Origin of the sequence: Pantoea sp. B623 (genome assembly GCF_024814475.1) — a bacterium.
In the GTDB taxonomy this organism is placed as follows: Bacteria; Pseudomonadota; Gammaproteobacteria; order Enterobacterales; family Enterobacteriaceae; genus Pantoea; species Pantoea ananatis.
Genome location: NZ_JANUXM010000004.1, coordinates 963,900 through 983,009, shown reverse-complemented (window position 1 = coordinate 983,009; position 19,110 = coordinate 963,900). Strand labels below are relative to the sequence as shown.

Sequence of the window (19,110 nt, the reverse complement as noted above, 5' to 3'; positions counted from 1 at the left end):
CAAATCAGACAGGGATAACAAGGAGAAGACAATGCAGATAACGATGCGAAAAGGCTTACTGGCAGCGGGCGTACTCAGCAGTGCAATGGCGTTACCCGCCTGGGCCGCACAGGATGCAGTCATTGCCGTGGCCTCTAATTTCACCACCCTCGATCCCTACGACGCTAACGATACGCTGTCGCAGGCGGTCGCAAAGTCGTTCTATCAGGGGCTGTTCGGCTTTGATAAAGACATGAAGCGCATCAACGTCCTGGCGGACAGCTACCAGGTGAGCGAGGATGGTCTGACCTATACGATTAAACTGCACTCCGGCGTGAAGTTTCAGGATGGCACCGACTTTAATGCCGAGGCGGTGAAGGCCAACCTCGACCGTGCCAGTAATCCCGATAATCATCTGAAACGCTATAACCTGTTCAAATATATCGCCAGCACGGAAGCCGTCGATCCTGTGACGGTGAAAATCACGCTCAAACAGCCTTTCTCGGCCTTTATCAATATTCTGGCGCACCCGGCCGCCGCGATGATCTCGCCCGCTGCGTTGAAAAAATATGGTAAGGAGATTGGGTTCCATCCGGTGGGAACCGGGCCGTTTGAATTCGTCACCTGGAACCAGACCGACTTCGTTAAGGTAAAAAAATGGGATGGCTACTGGAAGAAGGGCTATCCAAAACTCGACAGTATTACGTGGCGTCCGGTGGTGGATAACAACACCCGTGCGGCCATGCTGCAAACGGGCGAGGCGAACTTTGCTTTCCCGGTGCCCTACGAGCAGGCCAAACTGCTGGAGAAAAACAGCAAGCTTGACGTGGTGGTCTCGCCCTCGATCATGCAGCGCTATATCAGCCTGAACGTGACACAAAAGCCTTTCGATAATCCCAAGGTGCGTGAGGCGCTGGAATACGCGATTAATCGTCAGGCCCTGGTCAAAGTCGCGTTTGCCGGTTATGCCACACCGGCTACGGGTATTGTGCCGCCATCGATTGAGTACGCTCAAACCTATCCGCCCATTCCCTATGATCCTGCCAAAGCAAAAGCGTTGCTGAAAGAAGCCGGCTATCCGAACGGGTTTGAAACCACGCTCTGGTCCTCTCACAACCACAGTACGGCACAGAAAGTTCTGCAGTTTGTGCAGCAGCAGCTGGCACAGGTGGGCGTTAAGGTGAAGGTTACCGCCATGGATGCGGGACAGCGCGCGGCGGAAGTGGAGGGCAAAGGTCAGAAAGAGAGCGGCGTACGCATGTTTTATACCGGCTGGTCTGCCTCCACCGGGGAAGCTGACTGGGCATTAACGCCGCTGTTTGCCACGACCGCCTGGCCGCCAGCGATCTTTAATACTGCCTTCTACAGCAATCCGAAAGTCGATAAGGATCTGGCCGATGCGTTGAAAACCACCGACAGCAAGCAAAAAGCCGAACTCTACAAAGATGCGCAGGATACGATCTGGAACGATCATCCCTGGATTCCACTGGTGGTGGAGCAGTTGGTTTCAGCCCACAGCAAAAACCTGAGTGGCTTTTATATGATGCCGGATACCTCATTTAGTTTTGACGATGCCGAGCTGAAGTAACCCGGCGGACCCGTTCAGGTTGACGCGAGGGGGCACGGCCCACAGCCAAACCTGAGCGGGCCGTGTAATGCCCGCTTTTGCCGTGTGTGCTGAAGCGGGCGGGCAGGCCAGCCGCGACGGCTGGCGGCTGTGTAGGATCTGACATGTTTAACTATTTTCTGAAACGACTGCTGGGCCTGATTCCCACGCTGTTTATCGTGGCGGTGCTGGTGTTTATGTTTGTGCACTTACTGCCAGGGGATCCCGCACGCCTGATTGCCGGCCAGGAAGCCGATGCCTCCGTCGTCGCGCTGGTACGCCAGGAGTTGGGGCTGGATCAACCGTTGCCACTGCAGTTCTGGCACTTTGTCGTCAATGCCCTACAGGGGGATTTTGGCCAGTCGCTGGTGTCGAGGCGGCCGGTTTCACAGGAAATCGCCACCCGCTTTATGCCAACCTTATGGCTGACCTTAGTTAGTATGGTATGGGCGGTGATCCTGGGAATGGCGATTGGCATTGTTTCTGCGGTGTGGCGCAATCGCTGGCCGGACCGCCTGGGCATGACGCTGGCGGTTTCGGGCATTTCCTTTCCGGCGTTTGCCCTTGGCATGCTGCTGATGCAGGTGTTTTCTGTCCAGCTGGGCTGGCTACCCACGGTGGGAGCCGATAGCTGGCAGCACTACATTTTGCCTTCCGTTACCCTGGGGGCGGCCGTCGCCGCCGTCATGGCGCGTTTTACCCGGGCCTCTTTTGTTGAGGTGATGCAGGAAGATTACATGCGCACCGCGCGCGCGAAAGGCGTGCGTGAATCCGGCGTGGTGATTAAACACGGATTACGGAATGCCATGATTCCGGTAGTGACCATGATGGGCCTGCAGTTTGGTTTCCTGCTGGGCGGGTCGATTGTGGTGGAGGTGGTGTTCAACTGGCCGGGGCTGGGGCGTCTGCTGGTGGATTCAGTGCAGATGCGTGACTATCCGGTCATTCAGGCGGAGGTGCTGCTGTTTTCGCTGGAGTTTATCCTGATTAACCTGTTTGTCGATATGTTATATGCCGTCATTAACCCGGCGATTCGCTTTAAGGACACCTGATGAAAAACTGGCGACGGGAAGCGGCATTAAAAAGTATGCCGCTGTTAAACGGCAACCGGGTGAGAACACCGTGGCGCGAGTTCTGGCGGCGCTTTCGCCATCAGCCCGTGGCGTTGTTGGCCGGTCTCTTCGTGCTGGTGCTGATTGTGTTGGCATTTACGGCACCGGCCATTGCGCCGTTCGACGCTGAAAATTATTTTGACTATGACCGCCTGAATGACGGGCCGTCCCTGATGCACTGGTTTGGCGTGGACTCACTGGGCCGCGATATTTTCAGCCGCGTACTCGTGGGCACCCGAATTTCGCTGATTGCCGGTTTTGTCTCCGTGGCAATAGGCGCGTTTATCGGCACCCTGGCGGGCCTGCTGGCGGGCTACTACGAAGGCTGGTGGGACAGGATAACCATGCGCGTTTGTGACGTCCTGTTTGCCTTTCCCGGTATTCTGCTCGCCATTGCCGTGGTGGCCATTATGGGCACCGGTATCAGCAACGTGATTATCGCCGTGGCGATCTTCAGTATTCCAGCGTTTGCCCGTCTGGTGCGCGGCAATACGCTGGTGCTGAAACATCAAACCTATATCGAGTCTGCACGCAGCATCGGGGCATCCGACTGGACGATTATCCTGCGCCACCTGTTGCCAGGGACGGTATCGTCCATTGTGGTGTACTTCACTATGCGCATCGGTACCTCGATTATCACGGCGGCAAGCCTGTCATTTTTGGGACTGGGCGCGCAACCGCCCACGCCGGAGTGGGGTGCCATGCTCAACGAAGCGCGGGCCGATATGGTCATAGCGCCGCATGTGGCGATTTTTCCGGCGCTGGCCATTTTTTTTACGGTTTTAGCCTTTAATTTGCTTGGCGACGGGCTACGTGACGCACTTGATCCTAAACTTAAGACATGAAACCTTTTGATTATGACCAGGACTTCAGCACCATCGATTTTCGCAAGCAGCCTGAGCGTTATCAGGTGGGGCGCGGAGAGCAGGGCGTGCTCATGGTCCAGCCTTATAAGGGCGAGATCTTACCGCACTGGCGTTTTCGTACCGTTGAGGTTGCCAAAGCTTCGGCAGAAGAAATCATGGCGCTGTTCGAAGCCTATCGCCAGCAGGATGATTTTGTCGGCATGGACATGGCACGCAAATTTATCCAGATGGGTTATACCCGCGCGCGTCGCTACAGCAACCACAAGGGCGGACGGAAATACGATGCCCAGGGCAAGGAATTGCCCTGGGGCAGGGACGAAGAAAAGGCCGCTGCGGCGGCCATTTTCAAAGCATACTGGGACAAGCTACGTGCTGATGATGACTACCTGGCGCGCAAAAAAGCGCACCAGCAGAAGTACGGTTAAGCGCGGCTGGCCCACAAATCGTATTCGTCTGCGTGTTCCACCTTCACGCGCAGGACATCACCCGGCTTAACGTTGCTCTCGCCGTTCAGGTAAACGGCGCCGTCGATTTCTGGCGCATCAGCCATGCTACGACCAATCGCACCTTCTTCATCGACCTCATCAATGATGACCATGATTTCGCGTCCCACTTTTTCCTGCAGGCGTTCAGCAGAGATCTGCTGCTGCAACTGCATAAAGCGGTCGTAACGCTCTTGCTTAACAGCTTCATCAACCGGATCGGGCAACTGGTTCGCCGTCGCGCCTTCGACCGGGCTGTACTGGAAACAGCCTACGCGATCCAGACGGGCTTCTTTAATGAAGTCCAGCAGCATCTGGAAGTCTTCTTCGGTTTCACCGGGGAAGCCAACGATAAAGGTTGAGCGCAGGGTTAACTCAGGGCAGATTTCACGCCAGCGCTTAATGCGCTCCAGCGTCCGTTCTACTGCGCCAGGACGTTTCATCAGTTTAAGAATGCGTGGGCTGGCATGCTGTAACGGAATATCGAGATACGGCAGAATTTTGCCTTCAGCCATCAGCGGAATAACGTCATCAACGTGGGGATACGGATAGACGTAATGCAGGCGGACCCAGACGCCGAGTTTGGCTAACTGCTCACACAGGCTGACCATGCTGGTTTTTACCGGCGCACCGTTCCAGAAGCCCGTCCGGTGCTTCACGTCCACGCCATAGGCCGAGGTATCCTGTGAAATCACCAGCAACTCTTTCACTCCAGCTTCAACCAGACGTTTCGCTTCATCCAGTACTTCACCAATGGCACGGCTGTCGAGATCGCCACGCATCGAAGGAATAATGCAGAAGGTGCAGCGATGGTTACAGCCTTCAGAAATCTTCAGGTAGGCGTAATGGCGCGGCGTCAGCTTCACGCCCTGTTCCGGCACCAGGCTCAGGAACGGGTTGTGCTGCGGCTTAGGCACGTAGCGATGCACATGCGACAGCACCTGTTCATAGCTGTGTGGACCTGTAATCTCCAGCACCTTCGGATGCACCTCACGAATTTGATCGACTTTGGCGCCCAGACAGCCGGTCACGATGACCTTACCGTTTTCGTTCAGGGCTTCACCGATCGCTTCCAGAGATTCCTGGACGGCGCTGTCGATAAATCCGCAGGTGTTAACAATAACGATTTCAGCATCGTCATAGCGTGGTACCACCTCATAACCCTCGGTGCGCAGTTCCGTCAGGATGCGCTCTGAGTCGACAAGGTTTTTTGGACAGCCGAGCGAGACAAATCCGACGCGCGGCGGCAGTGTATTGGTAGTGGACATAAGGTGGTTTCCGGTTCAGCACAGCAATGGCGCGCGATTTTACCTGTGTTGTGATGAAAATTGTAGCGTTATCTGTAAGGGATTAGTTAAGCGTAAAGTAACGCAAAAACCCGTAAAGGTCTGCACCCATCGCCCGGGGTCGGACGGCAGAACACGAGGGCAACCGAAAGTCAGTAACTCACCGTTGTGTAAAAGAATTTCTAATAAACACCGAATAATCAGGTGGATAAATATTAAACATCTTTAACTTTACGACAGCGATTTTGGTCACATTCTAAGTTGATATTTGCTTGTTTTCATTAATAATGAATCGCTTAACCAGTACTGAAGGCGTCGTTTCTTCAGATCATGACGTGGACAATGTGAGAGCAAAATAATGAAAGAGATCATCAACGGGTTTCTGAGTTTTCAGCAGACAGTCTTTCCCGAAAGAAAGGCGCTTTTTAAAAGTCTGGCATCTAATCAGAATCCAAAAGCGCTGTTTATCTCTTGCTCAGACAGCCGTCTGGTGCCGGAACTCGTTACTCAGCAGGAACCCGGACAGCTGTTCGTCATCCGTAATGCGGGCAACATTGTGCCCTCTTTTGGTCCGGAACCGGGCGGCGTGTCAGCGACAATTGAGTATGCCGTAATGGCGCTGGGGGTTTCTGACATCATTATCTGTGGTCACTCAAACTGTGGCGCGATGAACGCTATCGCCTCCTGTGCCTGTATGGATTCTATGCCAGCCGTCGAGCACTGGCTGCGTTATGCCGATGCGGCAAAAGCGGTGGTTGAGCAGCGTGAATACGATTCGCCTGAGAAGAAGCTCAACGAAATGGTGCAGGAAAACGTGATTGCCCAGCTGAACAACATGAAAACCCACCCGTCAGTTTCGGTCGGGTTACGTCAGGGCAAGCTGCGCCTGCACGGCTGGGTGTACGATATTGAGAGCGGTACGATTCTGGCGCTGACGCCAGGCGGTAAAGAGTTTATCTCACTGGCGGAAAATCCCGATACCTGTTTCGAATAACCGCTTCCGCCCGCTATCTTACTGCGGGCGGTCTCTTCTCTTCACGATCACTTTTCGGGCGGTCTCTTCTTTTCTCTTCACGATCCCTTTTCGGTCGGTTTTCCCAGCGCATGCCATTGCCCATCCTGCTGCCAACGCCTTGTTTAATCTTTTGTAAATCCTTTACTGCATTCCAGACGGTCTGACTACGCTTAACAGCACTGCACGCTGTCAGGAGAAGACTATGGTTCGTATTCCGACCCCGTTGTTATTGAGTGGCGCATTACTCTTTTCCAGCCCGCTGTGGGCGAGTGACCTTAAGGTTGAGGTGCTTCAGGATAAGCTGGATCACCCCTGGTCTGTGGCGTTTTTGCCCGATAATCAGACGTTGCTGATTACTGAACGATCCGGCCAACTGCGCAGCTGGCGGCCTGACAGCGGCTTGTCCGAACCGATTCAGGGCGTGCCAAAGGTCTGGGCGCAGCGTCAGAGCGGACTGCTGGACGTGGTGCTGGCCCCCGATTTTGCCCAGAGCCGCCGCGTCTGGCTCAGCTATACCGAAGCGGACAGCAACGGCAAGGCGGGCGCCGTAGTGGGCTACGGCAAACTCAGCCCTGATAACCGCCAGTTAACCGATTTTCATGAGGTGATTCAGCAAACGCCGCGCCTCTCAAGTGGCAATAATATCGGCACCCGGCTGGCCTTCGATCGTCAGGGCTTTTTATGGATTGCCTTTGGCGACAACTTTGTCAGCAGTGCCGCACAGGACCTCGATAAACTTCAGGGCAAGCTGCTGCGCCTGAACGCGGACGGCAGCGTGCCAAACGATAATCCCTTCGTCAATAAACCCGGCGCGCGCCCCGAAATCTGGGCCTATGGTTTACGCAATCCTCAGGGGCTGGCACTGAATCCCTGGACTCAGGTGATGTGGGAAAGTGAGCATGGTCCCCGCGGTGGCGATGAGGTAAATATTATTCAGAAGGGCAAAAATTATGGCTGGCCGCTGGCAACCTACGGCATTGATTACAACGGCAGTAAGGTGCCGGAATCCAAAGGCACGCATGTGGCAGGCACGGAACAGCCGGCGTTTTACTGGAAAGTCTCGCCAGCGATCAGCGGTATGGCGTTTTATAACAGCGCACGTTTTCCACAGTGGAAAAATTCGCTGTTTATTGGCGCGCTGAAAGAGAAGAACCTGATTCGGTTGCATATCAACGGCGAGAAGGTCGTCGAAGAACAACGGTTGCTGGACGGGCGCAATGAGCGGATCCGCGATGTCCGTCAGGGGCCCGATGGCTATCTCTATTTACTGACGGATGAGGCTAACGGTAAATTGCTCAGGGTTGGGTTGACGCAGGACGCCAGCGCGTCCCGCGGTTAACTCAGCGAGCCCAGTGGCAGACCTGCCAGCCGCGCTTTTCGGCTTCCTGTAACAGCGGTTCCGCCGGATTAATTACGTGTGCATAGTCGGCCTGCGCCAGCATGGGCAGGTCGTTCATGGAATCACTGTAAGCCCAGGTGTGCGCGTAGGTTTCGGCAGGGCGCGCGGCTTTCCATTCTTCTACCCGCTTCACTTTGCCATGCTGAAACGTCAGGGTGCCGTAGGTGTTGCCGCTGTAACGTTCGTCCACCACTTCGACACCAATGGCCAGGGCCCCGCAGGCACCGAGCTGGCTGGCGATAGGATTCACCAGATGTTCGCCGCTGGCGGAGATCACGATAATTCTGTCACCGCGCGCCTGATGCCAGTCAAGCCGCGCCCGGGCTTCCGGGTAAACGCGCGGCATGATATCACGGTGGATAAAGCGTCGAACCCATCCTTCCACCGTCATCGTCGCCATGCCGGTCAGCGGGGAAAGGGTTTTATGCATGTACTCATCAATCGACAGCGTCCCGGCATAATATTGACGCATTAATTCCTGTTCTTCATCAATCAGGTCACTAGAGGCAAAGCCTTGTGAGACCAGCCAGCGTAGCCACAGGCCGGTACTGTCCTCACTAATCAGCGTTTCGTCCAGATCAAACAGGGCTAGATCCATAGGGGTTCTCCTCAATTGAATAAAGTCAGGGTAACCCAGTTTTGTGACGGCCTTAACTTTCTGATTAAAAAATCAGAATTTAGCGCATTTTTATGTGCGACATTCGTGAGGGAAAATGGCACGCGCGCGGCACGCTTGCCAGGGTTAATCTACTAAAATCTATAAAACTTTACGATTAAGCGGTTTTTTTCATTGACGCCAGCGGGTAGCGTTCTCACAGAAGGTGTTAAGCCTTTGACTCTCGTTTTACTAAGGACAATCCGGCCAAGCCCATGACAAATACTTGCTTTTCATCTCACCTGCGGCGTATTGCTGCAACCTCTTTGCTACTCGTTGTGCCGATGGCTGTTTTCGCGGAACAGGCACCGGCCGCCCCTCAAATTGACGCCAAAGCCTGGATTTTAATTGACTACGCCAGCGGCAAAGTGCTGACCGAATCCAATGCCGATCAGCGACTCGATCCCGCCAGCCTGACAAAAATGATGACCAGCTATGTGGTTGGCCAGGCAATCAAATCCGGCAAAATTAAACCTGACGACATGGTAACAGTGGGGCAGGATGCCTGGGCTACCGGCAATCCTAAACTGCGGGGCTCTTCTCTGATGTTTCTGAAGCCCGGCGATCGTATCCCGGTGCATGAGCTGAACAAAGGGATTGTGATCCAGTCCGGGAACGATGCCTGCATCGCGCTGGCAGACTATGTTGCCGGCAGTCAGGATTCCTTTATCGGTCTGATGAATAACTATGTGAAAGCGCTTGGCCTGAAAAACACCCACTTTATGACGGTGCATGGTCTGGATGCCGACGGACAGTACAGCACCGCGCGGGACATGGCGCTGATTGGGCAGGCGCTGATTCGGGATGTGCCGGAAGAGTACGCCCTGAACAAGGAAAAAGAGTTTACCTTTAACAATATTCGTCAGATGAACCGCAACCGTCTGCTCTGGAGCAGCAATCTGAAGGTGGATGGGATTAAAACCGGCCACACTTCTGGCGCGGGAAATAATCTGGTCGCTTCAGCCACCGAAGGCGATATGCGACTGATCTCGGTTGTGCTGGGCACCGCCAGCGATGCCATTCGCTTCCGGGAAAGTGAAAAATTACTGACGTGGGGCTTCCGCTTCTTTGAAACCGTGACCCCAATTAAAGCGGGTGCGCCTTTTGCCCAGCAGCGCGTCTGGTTTGGCGAACACAATCAGGTCAACCTGGGCGTGGAAAAAGACGCGGCACTGACCATTCCTAAAGGGCAGATGAAAAACCTCAAAGCCAGCTACAGCCTGACATCGCCGCAGCTTGAGGCGCCGTTGAAGAAAAATCAGGTCGTGGGCACCATTGATTTTCAGCTGGACGGTAAAACGATCGAACAACGTCCGCTGGTGGTGCTGCAGGATGTGCCGGAAGGCGGCTTCTTCAGCCGCATCATTGATTTCGTCATGATGAAATTTAATGGCTGGTTCGGGAAGTGGTTCAGCTAAAAACAGGGGACGCCGTGGCGTCCCTTTTTTTTAACCTTGTGTCCAGCCTTTACGAATCGGTAAAGCGAACAGCGCCCGATAGAGCGGGTTGATGATATTGAGCAGGCGTTCGCCATACAGTTGCCAGGCAAGGTGTGACGCCAGGCAACCCAGCATTCCCACCAGAAAACCGCCCAGCATATCCATTGGCCAGTGAACCCCAAGGTAAACACGGGACCAGGCGATTGCGGTGGCGACCACCATCAGAATGATGCCCGACCAGAGCCGATGCCAGAACAGGAAAGCCAGCGCAAAGGTGAAAATCGTGGTGCCGTGATCGCTGGGATAGGAGTCATCGGCCGCGTGCGCAAGAAACTGATGACCAAAATTGATCGCGAAAGGGCGCGGATGCGGTAACAGCTGCCCAACGCACCAGGAGATGGCGAGCGCGTACAGCAGCGCAATGCCGGTTTTTAATACCAGCACACGTTGTGAGGCAACCCGATCGCGCGGTCCCCACAGCCACAGTGCCACAATCAGCAGCGGAACGATGGCGATTAAGTCTCTGGCGATGAAGATGGCAAGCTGCAATAACCAGTGAGGCGAATCCGGTGTTGCGTTAATTGCCATAAACAGGGTGCGGTTCAATTCTTCCATTACGGGATCGGTTCCTCTTACTGATGTTCAGATTCTCTCAATCCGGGAAAAAGGGCTTAAGCCAACGAGCGAAACCGGATTGAGTCTGTCGCATCTGCTAGCACATACTGCTAACAAAATAAGCTGCCTATCCTGCGTGCAGACGGTCGGAGAGTCCATCACAAGGTTCTTAATCTGCGTTAAGGTTGCAAAACGGTTTAAGTTTAATGATGTTTTAGTGTCCAGGCAGGGCGGGCAGGAGAAAGGCATAAAAAAACCCGCTGGGAAAAAGACCAGCGGGCTCCACAATTTGGGGATTTCAAAGAAAAGCAGTGGCACTTATTCAGACTGTGGTCGGGAAAAAAAGTTCTGGACGTCAGTAAAAAAATTTTATAAGGGCAATAACGGCCAGATAATAACGATTAATGTTCCCGCCAGCGTCAGCAAAACGTTCGCGATAGCATAGGTCCCGGCGTAGCCGAGTGCCGGGATGTTACTGCGAGCCGTGTCGCTGATTATCTCCATGGCTGGCGCGCAGGTGCGTGCACCCATAATGGCGCCAAACAGCAGCGCGCGGTTCATGCGCAGAACATAGGCGCCAAACAGGTAGCAAATCACCACCGGTAACAGGCTGACCAGCAGGCCGCACAAGAGCATCAGCGCGCCGTTACCCGATATACCGTGGTCGATACCGCTGCCGGCGCTCAGCCCGACGCCCGCCATGAATACCATCAGCCCGAACTCTTTCACCATCGTCAGCGCACCCTGCGGAATATAGCCAAAGGTAGGATGGTTAGCGCGCAGGAAGCCCAGCATAATGCCGGCAAACAACAACCCTGCGGCGTTACCGATGCCAAAGCTAAAGTTGCTGAACTGGAACGTAATTAACCCGACCATCAGACCGATGATAAAAAAAGCACAGAATGCCAGCAGGTCGGTCATCTGACTGTGAATCGCCACAAAGCCGATGCGATCCGCTACGCTCTTCACCCGTCGTGCTTCGCCGCTGACCTGCAACACATCACCTTTGTTCAGCATGATGTTGTCATCAATAGGCATCTCGATCTGGCTGCGAATCACGCGGTTGAGAAAGCAGCCGTGATCGGTAAGGTTGAGTTTGCTTAGCCGTTTGTTGACGGCATTGTGGTTTTTCACCACGATCTCTTCCGTCACAATCCGCATATCCAGCAGATCGCGGTCAAAAACTTCTTTGCCGTTACGAAAGCTGGCATCCAGGCGCGCGTGGGCATCCGGATAGCCCACCAGGGAAATATCATCCCCCAGTTGCAGCACCGCATCACCATCCGGGCTGGCAAGGATGCCATTGCGGCGAATTCGTTCGATATAGCAGCCGGTCTGCCGGTATATACCGAGCTCACGCAAGTTTTTGCCGCCGCTCCACGCCACCAGTTCCGGGCCGACGCGGTAAGCGCGAATCACCGGCAGAAACACTTTGCGCTGGCTGTCAGCGTCAAGACCGCGTTCGCGCGCAATCTGCTGGGCGCAGGTGGGTAAGTCCTGATGTTGTAAACGGGGCAGATAGCGTGCGCCGAAAATCAGGCTGACTAACCCGACAAGATAGGTTACGGCATAACCCAGGCTGAGTTGATCCTGCATGATGCTCAGCTGTCTGGGATCGCTGATGCTCTGGCGCAGCGTATCACCCGCGCCAACCAGGACCGGCGTGGACGTCATGGAGCCGGCCAGTACGCCTGCGGTCAGGCCGATGTCCCAGCCAAAAAGCTTGCCGAATCCCAGGGCCAGCAGCAGGGCGCTGACCACCATCACAATGGCGAGCATGAAATAATTTTTGCCATCCCGAAAGAAAATGGAAAAAAAGTTGGGGCCTGCTTCAATGCCGACGCAGAAAATAAACAACATGAAACCCAGGCTCAGGGCATCCGTATTCATCGAGAAGTGTTGCTGACCTAATAATAATGAAACCACTAATACGCCAATGGAATTTCCGAGTTGTATCGAGCCAAAACGTAATTTTCCCAGGCAAAGTCCCAGTGCCAGTACGAAAAATAATAACAGAATGTCATTACCTCTTAACAATTCTGCGATGTTAACATTCAACATTTTAACTTCTTGTTTACTTGTAACCTATTGAAGAGAGGCCTGTTTTTCGCTATCTTGAGCAGGCCGTAAGATTACCTCCAGCTATCACTGATGTCTGAAAAGGTAACGCGGCCAATATTCTAATCAGAAAAATCATTCTCAGCCATTGGCGACTTTCATTCGTTCTCAAAACGACTGTTTCTTTTTATTTCCACCAGGCTCGGCAAGGTCAAAGGCGAAGTTTTGGCATGTTTTTAATGAGTGGGGAGTTATGCCGCAGCGTTATTATTTCTGGGCAACCTGCGTATCAGGTGGCGTGTTTTATTGTGTCGTGTTTATGTTTACCCAGGATTTCCGGCTGTCAGGCACGCAGACGCTACACAGCCAGCCTGAATTGCTGCTTTTTTTACTGCCGGGTGCCGTCATGGCGCTCATGCAGCGGGAGGCGCCGCTAAAAAGCACGCTGGTGATGGCGTTTACTGGAACGGTGCTGGCTGCGCTGCTGCTACATAGCGTGTTTGCCGGGAGTGCCAGCTGGAATTATATTGCTGTCTGGAGCATGAGCGGTATGTTCTGGGCGGGATGCGGGGCATTGCTGGTGCGGTTGCTGCGACTGATCGCGGCGTCAAAGCGTTAGGCTACTGTGTTGAGCTGCATTCTGCCGTTGTCGCGTTAACGCACGCGGGGGCTGGCTTAACCGATCATCAAGGCGCGGCTGGCATCACGCCAGCGCGCACTTTTCAGGACGTCAGTTCTGATACATCCGTTGCTCAGGCAACAAATCCCAGATTCTCTTTTGTCCAGGCGGCGAATTCGGTGTAGCCACCAATATGCTGCTCATCCAGAAAAATCTGCGGTACGGTGCTGACAGGTTTACCTGCACTGGCTTCCAGATCGGCTTTAGTGATGCCTTCCGCCTGAATATCAACATACTGGTAATTGAAATCGTCACGCCCGGCCTGCAGCTTATCCGCCAGTTCTTTCGCCCGAACACAGTAAGGGCAGCCGGGACGACCAAAAATAACAGCAATCATTGAGAACTCCTTGCGAGGTCAGTGTGTGATGACGATCACACGACAAAGTCTGGAAAGCCGGTAATGATGCCCGCTCGTCGTGCTTAAAGAAAGCAGGATTTACCTGTTAGTCTGATGCCCGCATCCTATGACGTCGCAAAGCCGGGCCCGGTGCTCTGCAATGGCACTCTCCGAAACCGCTGATGGGCAATTTTAAGGATGTTATCCATAATTGAGACTCAGTCAGCCCTGAGGCAGGAGGAAACCATGCGGAATGTCGCAAAATTGCCCAAGACCATACTGGCAATGGAGGCGCTGGGCGGCGTACTTATCGCGAGCGCGCTGCTGGTCGTTAACGAGTGGTTACCCGCACTGCCTGCCGGTGCCGGGAGCACGCGCCTGGCGACCGCACTGTTTATTATTGGCATTTTGCTGATGTTACCTGCCGCCTGGCTATTGATGTGGCGCTGTGCCAAAGCACTTGCGCCGCAGTTGTTCAACCTTTCTGAAAAAAAAGATAATTAGCTGGAGATTTTATGACACCGACTATCGATTTATTATGCAGCCACCGTTCCATCCGTTCTTTTACGGATCAAAAGGTGAGTGCTGAACAGCGTGAGGCGATTATTGCTGCGGCCCAATCGGCGTCCACATCCAGCTTTTTGCAGTGCTCATCTATTGTACGCATCACCGATCCGGCGTTACGTGACCAACTGGTTACCCTGACGGGCGGTCAGACATGGGTGGCCGAGGCGGCGGAGTTTTGGGTATTTTGCGCTGACTTTAATCGTCACCTGCAAATCTGCCCTGATGCCCAGTTAGGCCGGGCAGAACAGCTGCTGCTGGGCTGTGTGGATACGGCGCTGATGGCGCAAAATGCCATGGTGGCAGCGGAATCCCTGGGGCTGGGCGGCGTCTTTATTGGCGGCATTCGTAATAATATCGCTCAGGTTACCGAACTGCTGGGCCTGCCAAAATTTGTGCTGCCGCTGTTTGGTTTCTGTCTTGGCTATCCTGAATCCATACCGGATGTTAAACCGCGCATCCCGCAGTCGATGCTGGTGCACGAAAATCGTTATCAACCAGTGGATCCTGCGGTGCTGGCTGATTACGATAGCCGCACGGCGATCTACTATGAACAACGCGACAGCAACCAGCGTAGCGAAACCTGGAGCCAGTTGATTCAGCGCCTGATCATCAAAGAGACGCGCCCGTTTATGCTGGATTACCTGCATCAGCAGGGCTGGGCAACACGCTAATTTAACGCAAGGATTTTGATTGATGAAAATGGCCATTCTGTCGCGCGATGGAACGCTCTATTCCTGTCGCCGTTTACGTGACGTCGCCGAACAGCGCGGTCATTTTGTTCAAATCATCGATCCGCTCTCGTGTTACATGAACATCAACCCCGCCTCGCCCGGTATTCACTACCGTGGCGAGCCGCTGGGGCACTTCGATGCCGTTATTCCGCGCATTGGCACCGGGATTACCTTCTACGGCACGGCGGTGCTACGCCAGTTCGAAATGTGCGGCAGTTATCCTTTAAATGAATCCGCCGCCGTGACCCGCGCGCGTGACAAATTGCGTTCCCTGCAGCTGCTGGCGCGGGACGGAATTGATATGCCGGTAACGGGATTTGCCTCTTCTCCTGACGACACGCAGGATCTGATCGCCATGGTAGGCGGCGCGCCGCTGGTGGTGAAACTGGTCGAAGGCACGCAGGGGATCGGCGTGGTGTTGGCAGAGACGCGCCAGGCGGCAGAAAGCGTTATCGATGCCTTTCGTGGGCTGAATGCACACATTTTAGTGCAGGAGTTTATTCAGGAAGCGCGCGGACGCGATGTGCGCTGTCTGGTCATTGGCGATCGGGTCGTGGCGGCCATTGAGCGCCAGGCGAAAGAGGGCGATTTTCGCTCGAATTTACATCGCGGCGGCAAAGCCTGCACGGTTGACATTAGCGAGCAGGAGCGCGAGATGGCAGTCAAAGCCGCCGCGGTTCTGGGGCTGGACGTCGCGGGGGTGGATATTCTGCGCTCGGCGCGCGGCCCGCTGGTAATGGAGGTGAATGCTTCACCAGGTCTGGAAGGGATTGAAACCACAAGCGGTCTTGACATCGCCGGCATGATGATTGACCACATTGAACGGCATGCTACCCCCGGGCTCCGTCCTAAAACCACGGGTTGACCCGCGCTTTTCAGTGGTTTTCGTGGAATCTCACCACGTTTTTCCGTAAGCTAGGTCGCTTATTTATCACCCCATGGGATTTTACAATGGATTCTCTTGTCGTTCCGGATATCGACCTGCTGCGTCGTTGGCTGGATCAGCAAAATATCACTTGGTTTGAATGTGATGCTTGTCAGGCACTTCATTTGCCGCACATGCAAAACTTCGACGGGGTGTTTGACGCTAAAATCGACCTGGTCGATAACGTCATTCTGTTTTCGGCACTGGCCGAAGTAAAACCGACGGCGCTTATTCCGCTGGTGGGTGACTTATCGCAAATTAACGCCAGTTCGCTCACGGTGAAGGCGTTCATCGATATACAGGATGACAACCTGCCTAAGCTTATTGTTTGTCAGTCAATGATGACCACTGCCGGGTTAACCTTCGGGCAGTTTGCACATTTTATGAAGCAGAGCGAAGAAGAAATTTCCATGGTCATTATGGAAGCCTTTGCCAATAATCTGCTGATGATAGGTGAAGACGAAGAGCACGTCTCAAGCAGCAGCATCCATTCTGTTCTGCACTAAGAACAGGATCTGATTAAGCCGTCACCCGTGACGGCTTTTTTTATTCCCGGCGAATGTCTACTTGCTGACCCGCGCTATTTCCCGCCCCCCGATGCAGCCGCAAAGATCCCTGTCTCCGGCACGCGTAATTCTTAATATTATCAATTGTGAACGACATAGATTAATTTATAACCGTAATGTTTTATTCTGCATTAAGCCCTTTATTGCCAGATTTATGACGTTCTTTATGCCATAAAAGCCGAACCTCATAGCTTAAACATGCCTAAAATATTGAGTTCAGGCGTTTTTTACGCTGAGGTCTGGTGAACCCTTAACGGGGGGGCTATGCTTGCGGGGCGGCGACAAGCCTTAGATTGCCGCGCAGGTATAGGTTTTTACTATTAAACGTCCACTGAATAATGATTCATTGTGTCACTGAATTTTAATCACGAAACGCAAAACTGAATCACTGATGTGCAGCGTTGTTATAACCCGCTCAGGAGGATTAAAAGCATGTTCAACCAACGTCAAAAATGGTTGTCAGGTGTGGTTGCTGGGGTGCTGATGGCTGCTTCAGCCAGTACCATGGCGGAAGATAAGACGCTGCACGTTTATAACTGGTCGGATTATATTTCGCCAGATACCGTGCCTAATTTCGAAAAGCAGACCGGCATTAAAGTCGTCTACGACGTGTTTGATTCCAATGAAGTGCTGGAAGGCAAACTGATGGCCGGCAGTACGGGTTACGATGTCGTGGTGCCTTCTTCCAGTTTCCTGGCGCGTCAGCTTCAGTCCGGCGTGTTTCAGCCGCTGGATAAAAGCAAACTGCCAAATTATAAAAATCTGGATCCCGCGTTAATGGCGAAAGTGGCGCAACACGATCCGGGTAACAAATATGCGATTCCTTATTTGTGGGGCACCACCGGCATTGGCTATAACGTCGAAAAAGTGAAAGCTGCGCTGGGCGCGGATGCGCCGGTAAACAGTTGGGATCTGGTCTTGAAGCCGGAAAACCTGGAAAAACTGAAAAGCTGTGGCGTGTCTTTCCTGGATGCGCCTGAAGAGATCTTCGCAACCGTACTTAATTATTTGGGCAAAGATCCTAACAGCAGCGATGCAAAAGATTATTCTGGCGCCGCGACGGATCTGCTACTTAAGCTGCGTCCGAATATTCGTTACTTCCACTCTTCGCAATATATTAACGATCTGGCGAACGGCAATATCTGTGTGGCTATTGGCTGGTCAGGCGATATTCTTCAGGCGAAAAACCGTGCGGAGAAAGCAAAGAATGGCGTCAACATTGGTTACAGCGTACCGAAAGAGGGCGCACTGGCCTTCTTCGATATGATGGCGATTCCAAAAGACGCGAAAGATGTGGATGCCGCTTACACCTGGCTGAACTACATCATGGATCCGAAAGTGATTGCTGACATCTCCAATAAAATGAATTACGCCAACGGCAATAAAGCGTCACTGCCGCTGATTAATGCCGATATCCGTAATAACCCGGGTATTTACCCGACGCCGGATGCCATGGCCAAACTGTTTGTGCTGAAGGTCCAGGATCCAAAACTGGATCGTGTGCGTACGCGTGCATGGACTAAGGTTAAAAGCGGTAAGTAATTCGACAGCATATGTTTTGTGACAGCAACAGAGGCGCAGTGCAGGCCTCTGTTGTGCCATTTTTAGCGGCACTGTTTGCCGCGTTGTTCCGCCTGGCTCCGGAGAACTACATTCGTGAACGATGCCATCCCTCGCCCGCAAAATAAAACCGCAAAAGCGTTAACGCCGCTGCTGGAAATTCGCAACCTGACCAAATCGTTTGACGGCCAGCATGCCGTGGATGATGTCAGCCTGACCATTTACAAAGGGGAGATTTTCGCTCTGCTCGGCGCGTCCGGCTGTGGCAAATCTACCCTGTTACGCATGCTGGCGGGTTTTGAACAGCCCACCAGCGGCCAGATTGTGCTGGATGGGCACGATCTCTCCCATGTCGCGCCCTATCAGCGGCCGATCAATATGATGTTTCAGAGCTATGCGCTGTTCCCCCATATGACGGTGGAGCAGAACATCGCCTTTGGCCTAAAGCAAGACAAACTGGCAAAGGGCGAAATCGCCAGCCGCGTGGAAGAAATGCTGTCATTGGTGCACATGCAGGAATTTGCCAAACGTAAGCCGCACCAGCTTTCAGGGGGACAACGGCAGCGCGTGGCGCTGGCGCGTAGCCTGGCAAAGCGGCCTAAACTGCTGCTGCTGGATGAACCCATGGGGGCGCTGGACAAAAAGCTACGCGACCGTATGCAACTGGAAGTGGTCGATATTCTGGAGCGGGTCGGGGCGACCTGCGTGATGGTGACGCACGATCAGGAAGAGGCCATGACGATGGCGGGGCGAATTGCCATCATGAACCGGGGCAAATTCGTGCAAATTGGTGAGCCGGAAGAGATTTACGAGCATCCTACCAGCCGCTACAGCGCCGAGTTTATCGGTTCAGTCAACGTGTTCGACGGTCTGCTGCGTGAACGTCAGGAAGACGGCCTGGTGATTGACAGTCCGGGCCTCAAGCATCCTCTGAAAGTGGATTCCGATGTGTCGGTCGTCGATAACGTGCCGGTTCACGTTGCCCTGCGCCCGGAAAAGGTGATGCTGTGTGAAGAGATCCCTGCCGATGGCTGTAACGTCGCGGACGGTGAGGTGGTACACATCGCGTATCTGGGCGATCTCTCCATTTACCATGTTCGCCTGCACAGCGGTCAGATGCTCAGTGCCCAGCTACAAAATGAACATCGCTACCGCAAAGGTATGCCGACCTGGGGCGACCAGGTGCGCCTGTGCTGGGACAGTGACAGCTGCGTGGTTTTGACAGTTTAAGGA

19 protein-coding genes are annotated in these 19,110 nt (G+C 53.7%); 14 read left to right on the top strand and 5 right to left on the bottom strand.

Features of this window, described 5'->3' with window-relative positions; translation table 11 throughout:
- The first annotated feature begins 31 nt into the window (after nt 1-31).
- The 4 genes from gsiB (at nt 32) to NXS97_RS06465 (ending at nt 3,988) form a co-directional block, all read left to right on the top strand.
- Nucleotides 32-1,567 (top strand): glutathione ABC transporter substrate-binding protein GsiB, encoded by a 1,536-nt coding sequence (gene gsiB / locus NXS97_RS06480; RefSeq protein WP_013025185.1) that lies wholly within the window; start codon nt 32-34, stop codon nt 1,565-1,567.
- Between the two features lie 143 nt (nt 1,568-1,710).
- On the top strand, nt 1,711-2,637 hold the full coding sequence (gene gsiC, locus NXS97_RS06475) for a glutathione ABC transporter permease GsiC (protein ID WP_014606229.1): 927 nt from the start codon (nt 1,711-1,713) through the stop codon (nt 2,635-2,637).
- On the top strand, nt 2,637-3,542 hold the full coding sequence (gene gsiD, locus NXS97_RS06470; RefSeq protein ID WP_013025187.1) for a glutathione ABC transporter permease GsiD: 906 nt from the start codon (nt 2,637-2,639) through the stop codon (nt 3,540-3,542). Before gsiC ends, gsiD begins: the two co-directional genes overlap by 1 nt.
- Nucleotides 3,539-3,988, top strand: coding sequence for a DUF4385 domain-containing protein (locus NXS97_RS06465; RefSeq protein WP_014593286.1), 450 nt, complete (start codon nt 3,539-3,541; stop codon nt 3,986-3,988). Before gsiD ends, NXS97_RS06465 begins: the two co-directional genes overlap by 4 nt.
- Here NXS97_RS06465 and rimO read toward each other — a convergent pair.
- A complete protein-coding gene (rimO, locus tag NXS97_RS06460) occupies nt 3,985-5,313 on the bottom strand; it encodes a 30S ribosomal protein S12 methylthiotransferase RimO (protein ID WP_013025189.1) in 1,329 nt (442 codons plus the stop codon). The two genes, NXS97_RS06465 and rimO, sit on opposite strands and share 4 nt — an antisense overlap.
- 376 nt (nt 5,314-5,689) lie before the next feature.
- Between rimO and NXS97_RS06455 the strand changes: the two genes are divergently transcribed.
- Nucleotides 5,690-6,325, top strand: coding sequence for a carbonic anhydrase (locus NXS97_RS06455; protein ID WP_013025190.1), 636 nt, complete (start codon nt 5,690-5,692; stop codon nt 6,323-6,325).
- 223 nt (nt 6,326-6,548) lie between these two features.
- Nucleotides 6,549-7,685: a PQQ-dependent sugar dehydrogenase gene (locus NXS97_RS06450; RefSeq protein WP_013025191.1), complete on the top strand. Its 1,137-nt coding sequence runs from the start codon at nt 6,549-6,551 to the stop codon at nt 7,683-7,685.
- Between the two features lies 1 nt (nt 7,686).
- On the opposite strand, the gene NXS97_RS06445 is transcribed toward NXS97_RS06450, so the two are convergent.
- On the bottom strand, nt 7,687-8,343 hold the full coding sequence (locus tag NXS97_RS06445; protein WP_014593287.1) for an HAD family phosphatase: 657 nt from the start codon (nt 8,341-8,343) through the stop codon (nt 7,687-7,689).
- 272 nt (nt 8,344-8,615) lie between these two features.
- On the opposite strand from NXS97_RS06445, the gene NXS97_RS06440 reads away from it, so the two are divergent.
- The gene (locus NXS97_RS06440) at nt 8,616-9,818 is read left to right on the top strand and encodes a serine hydrolase (RefSeq protein ID WP_019106175.1); all 1,203 of its coding nucleotides are present in this window, start codon (nt 8,616-8,618) and stop codon (nt 9,816-9,818) included.
- 30 nt (nt 9,819-9,848) lie between these two features.
- On the opposite strand, the gene ybjG is transcribed toward NXS97_RS06440, so the two are convergent.
- Both ybjG and NXS97_RS06430 read right to left on the bottom strand, forming a co-directional pair.
- On the bottom strand, nt 9,849-10,454 hold the full coding sequence (ybjG, locus tag NXS97_RS06435) for an undecaprenyl-diphosphate phosphatase (protein WP_013025194.1): 606 nt from the start codon (nt 10,452-10,454) through the stop codon (nt 9,849-9,851).
- Nucleotides 10,455-10,823: 369 nt separating this feature from the next.
- A complete protein-coding gene (locus NXS97_RS06430; protein ID WP_024470916.1) occupies nt 10,824-12,512 on the bottom strand; it encodes an aspartate:alanine antiporter in 1,689 nt (562 codons plus the stop codon).
- 253 nt (nt 12,513-12,765) lie between these two features.
- Here NXS97_RS06430 and ybjM point away from each other — a divergent pair, with 253 nt between their 5' ends.
- A complete protein-coding gene (gene ybjM / locus NXS97_RS06425; RefSeq protein ID WP_014606215.1) occupies nt 12,766-13,131 on the top strand; it encodes an inner membrane protein YbjM in 366 nt (121 codons plus the stop codon).
- A gap of 133 nt (nt 13,132-13,264) precedes the next feature.
- On the opposite strand, the gene NXS97_RS06420 is transcribed toward ybjM, so the two are convergent.
- On the bottom strand, nt 13,265-13,528 hold the full coding sequence (locus tag NXS97_RS06420; RefSeq protein WP_013025197.1) for a GrxA family glutaredoxin: 264 nt from the start codon (nt 13,526-13,528) through the stop codon (nt 13,265-13,267).
- 246 nt (nt 13,529-13,774) lie between these two features.
- Between NXS97_RS06420 and NXS97_RS06415 the strand changes: the two genes are divergently transcribed.
- The 6 genes from NXS97_RS06415 (at nt 13,775) to potG (ending at nt 19,107) form a co-directional block, all read left to right on the top strand.
- Nucleotides 13,775-14,032 (top strand): DUF1418 family protein, encoded by a 258-nt coding sequence (locus NXS97_RS06415; protein WP_116219557.1) that lies wholly within the window; start codon nt 13,775-13,777, stop codon nt 14,030-14,032.
- Between the two features lie 11 nt (nt 14,033-14,043).
- A complete protein-coding gene (nfsA, locus tag NXS97_RS06410; protein ID WP_014593291.1) occupies nt 14,044-14,766 on the top strand; it encodes an oxygen-insensitive NADPH nitroreductase in 723 nt (240 codons plus the stop codon).
- Between the two features lie 22 nt (nt 14,767-14,788).
- Complete coding sequence (rimK, locus tag NXS97_RS06405) at nt 14,789-15,691, top strand: 30S ribosomal protein S6--L-glutamate ligase (protein ID WP_014593292.1); 903 nt, start codon at nt 14,789-14,791, stop codon at nt 15,689-15,691.
- An 86-nt stretch (nt 15,692-15,777) separates the two neighbouring features.
- Nucleotides 15,778-16,257 (top strand): YbjN domain-containing protein, encoded by a 480-nt coding sequence (locus NXS97_RS06400; protein WP_014593293.1) that lies wholly within the window; start codon nt 15,778-15,780, stop codon nt 16,255-16,257.
- A 492-nt stretch (nt 16,258-16,749) separates the two neighbouring features.
- Complete coding sequence (gene potF, locus NXS97_RS06395) at nt 16,750-17,859, top strand: spermidine/putrescine ABC transporter substrate-binding protein PotF (protein WP_014593294.1); 1,110 nt, start codon at nt 16,750-16,752, stop codon at nt 17,857-17,859.
- 114 nt (nt 17,860-17,973) lie between these two features.
- A complete protein-coding gene (gene potG, locus NXS97_RS06390; protein ID WP_014606214.1) occupies nt 17,974-19,107 on the top strand; it encodes a putrescine ABC transporter ATP-binding subunit PotG in 1,134 nt (377 codons plus the stop codon).
- The last annotated feature ends 3 nt before the right edge of the window (nt 19,108-19,110 follow it).

Coding starts and splice junctions, on each gene's coding strand:
- gsiB (WP_013025185.1), top strand. CDS start 32: ATGCAGATAACGATGCGAAAAGGCTTACTGGCAGCGGGCGTACTCAGC.
- gsiC (WP_014606229.1), top strand. CDS start 1,711: ATGTTTAACTATTTTCTGAAACGACTGCTGGGCCTGATTCCCACGCTG.
- gsiD (WP_013025187.1), top strand. CDS start 2,637: ATGAAAAACTGGCGACGGGAAGCGGCATTAAAAAGTATGCCGCTGTTA.
- NXS97_RS06465 (WP_014593286.1), top strand. CDS start 3,539: ATGAAACCTTTTGATTATGACCAGGACTTCAGCACCATCGATTTTCGC.
- rimO (WP_013025189.1), bottom strand. CDS start 5,313: ATGTCCACTACCAATACACTGCCGCCGCGCGTCGGATTTGTCTCGCTC.
- NXS97_RS06455 (WP_013025190.1), top strand. CDS start 5,690: ATGAAAGAGATCATCAACGGGTTTCTGAGTTTTCAGCAGACAGTCTTT.
- NXS97_RS06450 (WP_013025191.1), top strand. CDS start 6,549: ATGGTTCGTATTCCGACCCCGTTGTTATTGAGTGGCGCATTACTCTTT.
- NXS97_RS06445 (WP_014593287.1), bottom strand. CDS start 8,343: ATGGATCTAGCCCTGTTTGATCTGGACGAAACGCTGATTAGTGAGGAC.
- NXS97_RS06440 (WP_019106175.1), top strand. CDS start 8,616: ATGACAAATACTTGCTTTTCATCTCACCTGCGGCGTATTGCTGCAACC.
- ybjG (WP_013025194.1), bottom strand. CDS start 10,454: ATGGAAGAATTGAACCGCACCCTGTTTATGGCAATTAACGCAACACCG.
- ybjM (WP_014606215.1), top strand. CDS start 12,766: ATGCCGCAGCGTTATTATTTCTGGGCAACCTGCGTATCAGGTGGCGTG.
- NXS97_RS06420 (WP_013025197.1), bottom strand. CDS start 13,528: ATGATTGCTGTTATTTTTGGTCGTCCCGGCTGCCCTTACTGTGTTCGG.
- NXS97_RS06415 (WP_116219557.1), top strand. CDS start 13,775: ATGCGGAATGTCGCAAAATTGCCCAAGACCATACTGGCAATGGAGGCG.
- nfsA (WP_014593291.1), top strand. CDS start 14,044: ATGACACCGACTATCGATTTATTATGCAGCCACCGTTCCATCCGTTCT.
- rimK (WP_014593292.1), top strand. CDS start 14,789: ATGAAAATGGCCATTCTGTCGCGCGATGGAACGCTCTATTCCTGTCGC.
- NXS97_RS06400 (WP_014593293.1), top strand. CDS start 15,778: ATGGATTCTCTTGTCGTTCCGGATATCGACCTGCTGCGTCGTTGGCTG.
- potF (WP_014593294.1), top strand. CDS start 16,750: ATGTTCAACCAACGTCAAAAATGGTTGTCAGGTGTGGTTGCTGGGGTG.